The following is a 3,136-nucleotide window of genomic DNA, read 5'->3' as shown; positions in this document are numbered from 1 at the left end:
TTAAGGATTAAGATGCCAGAGAAAAGACTGGTATACTTTGCCGCGGAATGCTGGTATACTTTTGTCGGAATAATCAGCTAAGAAAGGCTTCGTTCCAACAGCTAACATTTACGCAAGATATTGCCATGTTTAATGAACCGCCGTATACCGGCCGGTACGTACGGTGGTGTGAGAGGGTGGAGATACGAATTATTTCGTATCTTACCCTACTCGATTAGCTGAAATTAAAAAATGAGTAGAATAAAGCAACCACATCTAGTTCCTAAATTTTATTTAAGATTCTTCGAAAATAAATCTGGGAAGATATTCGCTTATGACAAAGAAACAAACAATCAATTTCCTTCGACTGCGGATAAAATTTGTAGAAACAGTGGATTTTATGATATTGATAGTATAGAAGATCCAATAAATAAACAAATTATCGAGCACAATTTAAGCGATCTTGAAACTGAAACTTCATTAGTCTATGATCAAATTATTCAAGATATAAAGAATCATAAATTTGGAGGTTTTACTGATGAAATAAGAAGCGTGCTTTCAAAATTCATTTTAATTCAAATGAGGCGAACTCAAGAAAGCAGAGTAATTGGTAGTGAATTGAACAATGAAATAAAGCGCCAAATAATTGAAAAGTCAAGTGCAGCAGAGGCAAAAGATATTCTTGAAAATTTCGATGAATTTGACCCAAAATCACAGCAACTTTATAATTTATTGTCTTCTTTTGAAAATCCGCCAACGGAGTTAATTGATAGGGTTTGGGTTGTCCATAAGAATTGTTCAAGGCATAAATTTTATACTTCTGATAACCCAGTTGTTGGGATTGATCTGGGTAAAGACTTCAAAACTATTTATCAAATTTCGATACCCCTAACCCCAAATTACGTTCTAAGTATTTATATCAGGAAACAAATCCCTGAGTTTGTTAATTGGGATAATCAGATTATTGACTTAGATTTGGAGAACATAAAATTTTATAATAGTCTCATTCTAAATAGATCGAATAGGCAAATTTATAGCTGCGAAAATGACTTTAGATTTGCGAAAAAAATTTTGGAAGAAAATCCGGAAATGAGAAATCCATACAGACGGAGAATTTAAATGAACATCAGCTAACACTAGCTACCTGTCAATACTCGCATTCGCTTCGTACAGCAGGTAGCCAAACCGTTGTGTGTAAGTGAAACAAAACTCGAACTGAAATTTAAAAATAGAGATATGAAAACAAAAATGAATTTTAAGAGACTATTTTCAACGATTCTAATTGCACTATTTTTTTTGACTGCAACATCTGAATTGATTGCTCAAGAAAAAAAGGCTGAACTGAAAGACTTTAAGGTTATTGTCGAGAAAACTGACAATGGAATAAAAATGAAAAGCGAAAAAGGTAGTGCTTGGATAGACTTATCATTTAGCTTGAACAATGACCAACCACAAGCATTAGATGAATACGGAATGACTGAATTAAAAAGCGTTTCAGAAAATAAGGACGAAAAACTTGCGGACTTTTTATTTACGATAACTAAAACGGAAGACGGAATTGAACTCAAAGGAATTGAAGGAACAGCGTGGACTGAATTAAAATTTTCCCTTGCCGAGAATAAAAAGCAAGCAATTGACCAATTCGGAATGACAAGTTTGAATTAAAAACACCTACACACAATAACTAAGCATTCTGACGGCTGGAACAGCCTAGTCTGAATGCAGTGTTGAACCCTGAGAAATTTCAGGGTAAACTTCAATGAAACATTGAAGGGTGTTTGGAATTAGGATTACTATGGGGAATGGTTTTCTCTTTTTGTTTTTTTAGCTGTAGGAGAATGAAAAAGTTGCTGATTTAATATTGTTCTTTGGCTTAGGGGCCCTCTTTTTAGTAGCTATTATTTATAAGTGAAAGTGTTTTGGAGCGAGTTTGAGGCTGTTTTTGCCATTATGGCATACCTGTCCCATAAAGCTAAGGGTAACTTAGCTAAGAAAGGCTTCGTTCCAACAGCTAACATTTACGCAAGATATTGCCATGTTTAATGAACCGCCGTATACCGGCCGGTACGTACGGTGGTGTAAGAGGTTGGAGATACGAATTATTCATAACTTACTCTACTCGACTGGCATTAATACGGAATGAATTTTGATATTTCCATAAAATGTAGTTACTTAGTAATAACATTTAAGAAGTTATGGAAACATCAATAATCAAAATCGGAAATTCAAAAGGACTTCGTTTGAGTAAGACCATTTTGGAAAAATACAACATTAAAGACAAGGTTGAACTTATCCTCGAAAAAGGACAAATTATTCTTAAACCAATTGCTTCGCCTAGAAAAAATTGGGAAAAAGAATTTAAGAAAATGAGTGAAAACAGAGACGATAAGTTACTGATGAACGATGTGTTCGATGATGAAAACCTTGAAGAATGGATGTAAAACAATACTCAATCATTCTTATAAACCTTGACCCAACAATTGGGAGCGAAATAAAAAAAACAAGACCTTGTGTTATCGTTTCACCAAATGAAATGAATAAATATTTGAACACAATCGTTCTTGCACCTATGACAACGAATCTAAAAAAATATCCAACAAGGGTTTCCGTAAAACACAACGGAAAAAAGGGAATGATTGCAATCGACCAAATTCGGACAGTCGATAAAACCAGAATAATCCGAGTTTTTGAAAGTCTGACAAAATCGGAAATTGAAAAGTGCAAAGAAGTGATAAAAGAAACCTTTGTAGACTAAAAAAAGTACTAATACCAATAACTAAGCATTCTGACAGCTGGAACCCTTCGACCCCTTAAACAAGCTCAGGGACTGTTCTCAGGGACCGGTTGTACCCAACCCACCAAGTGAATGTCTTATCTAAATAGAGAGCCCTTTATTTTTGTAGCAAAGATATAAGTTATGAAAATAAGAGAAGAAATGGTAGAGTTGGTCCATGAGTTTGAAACTAGCGGACAGACGCAGACGCTTTTCAGTGAATCCAAGGGGATAGGGTTTCATAAATTCAATTACTGGTACAGGAAGCTTAAAAGAGAGGCTGTAACTCCTCAAGGTTTTTACAAGATGGCTATTTCGGTCTGACCATGCCAGTGATTTCGGTCAAACCGTGCCACTAAGAAAGATCATTTAAAGTAGGTTAAT

Annotated in this window: 5 protein-coding genes; all 5 read left to right on the top strand. The window is 34.9% G+C overall.

What is annotated here, in order from left to right; translation table 11 throughout:
• Positions 1-231 precede the first annotated feature (231 nt).
• The 5 genes from Q4534_RS23955 (at position 232) to tnpA (ending at position 3,076) form a co-directional block, all read left to right on the top strand.
• Positions 232-1,098, top strand: a complete 867-nt coding sequence (locus tag Q4534_RS23955; RefSeq protein ID WP_303615691.1) for a DUF4238 domain-containing protein — start codon at positions 232-234, stop codon at positions 1,096-1,098.
• 117 nt (positions 1,099-1,215) lie between these two features.
• Positions 1,216-1,644, top strand: a complete 429-nt coding sequence (locus Q4534_RS23950) for a hypothetical protein (protein ID WP_303615690.1) — start codon at positions 1,216-1,218, stop codon at positions 1,642-1,644.
• Positions 1,645-2,174: 530 nt separating this feature from the next.
• Positions 2,175-2,420 carry an AbrB/MazE/SpoVT family DNA-binding domain-containing protein gene (locus Q4534_RS23945; protein ID WP_303615689.1) on the top strand — a complete coding sequence of 82 codons (246 nt, stop codon included), beginning with the start codon at positions 2,175-2,177 and terminating at the stop codon, positions 2,418-2,420.
• On the top strand, positions 2,411-2,734 hold the full coding sequence (locus Q4534_RS23940) for a type II toxin-antitoxin system PemK/MazF family toxin (RefSeq protein ID WP_303615688.1): 324 nt from the start codon (positions 2,411-2,413) through the stop codon (positions 2,732-2,734). The genes Q4534_RS23945 and Q4534_RS23940 overlap by 10 nt, the downstream gene beginning before the upstream one ends.
• A 162-nt stretch (positions 2,735-2,896) precedes the next feature.
• Entirely contained in the window at positions 2,897-3,076 is a 180-nt protein-coding gene (tnpA, locus tag Q4534_RS23935) for an IS66 family insertion sequence element accessory protein TnpA (protein ID WP_303615687.1), read from the top strand.
• Positions 3,077-3,136: the final 60 nt, after the last annotated feature.

Source organism: Cyclobacterium sp. 1_MG-2023 (assembly GCF_030546805.1).
GTDB lineage: Bacteria > Bacteroidota > Bacteroidia > Cytophagales > Cyclobacteriaceae > Cyclobacterium.
Note: the sequence above shows the minus strand (reverse complement) of the source record. Positions and strands in the feature narration are given on the sequence as shown.

What these genes read in the sequence shown, in the direction of transcription:
- Q4534_RS23955 (WP_303615691.1), top strand. Translation starts at nt 232, where the DNA reads ATGAGTAGAATAAAGCAACCACATCTAGTTCCTAAATTTTATTTAAGA.
- Q4534_RS23950 (WP_303615690.1), top strand. Translation starts at nt 1,216, where the DNA reads ATGAAAACAAAAATGAATTTTAAGAGACTATTTTCAACGATTCTAATT.
- Q4534_RS23945 (WP_303615689.1), top strand. Translation starts at nt 2,175, where the DNA reads ATGGAAACATCAATAATCAAAATCGGAAATTCAAAAGGACTTCGTTTG.
- Q4534_RS23940 (WP_303615688.1), top strand. Translation starts at nt 2,411, where the DNA reads ATGGATGTAAAACAATACTCAATCATTCTTATAAACCTTGACCCAACA.
- tnpA (WP_303615687.1), top strand. Translation starts at nt 2,897, where the DNA reads ATGAAAATAAGAGAAGAAATGGTAGAGTTGGTCCATGAGTTTGAAACT.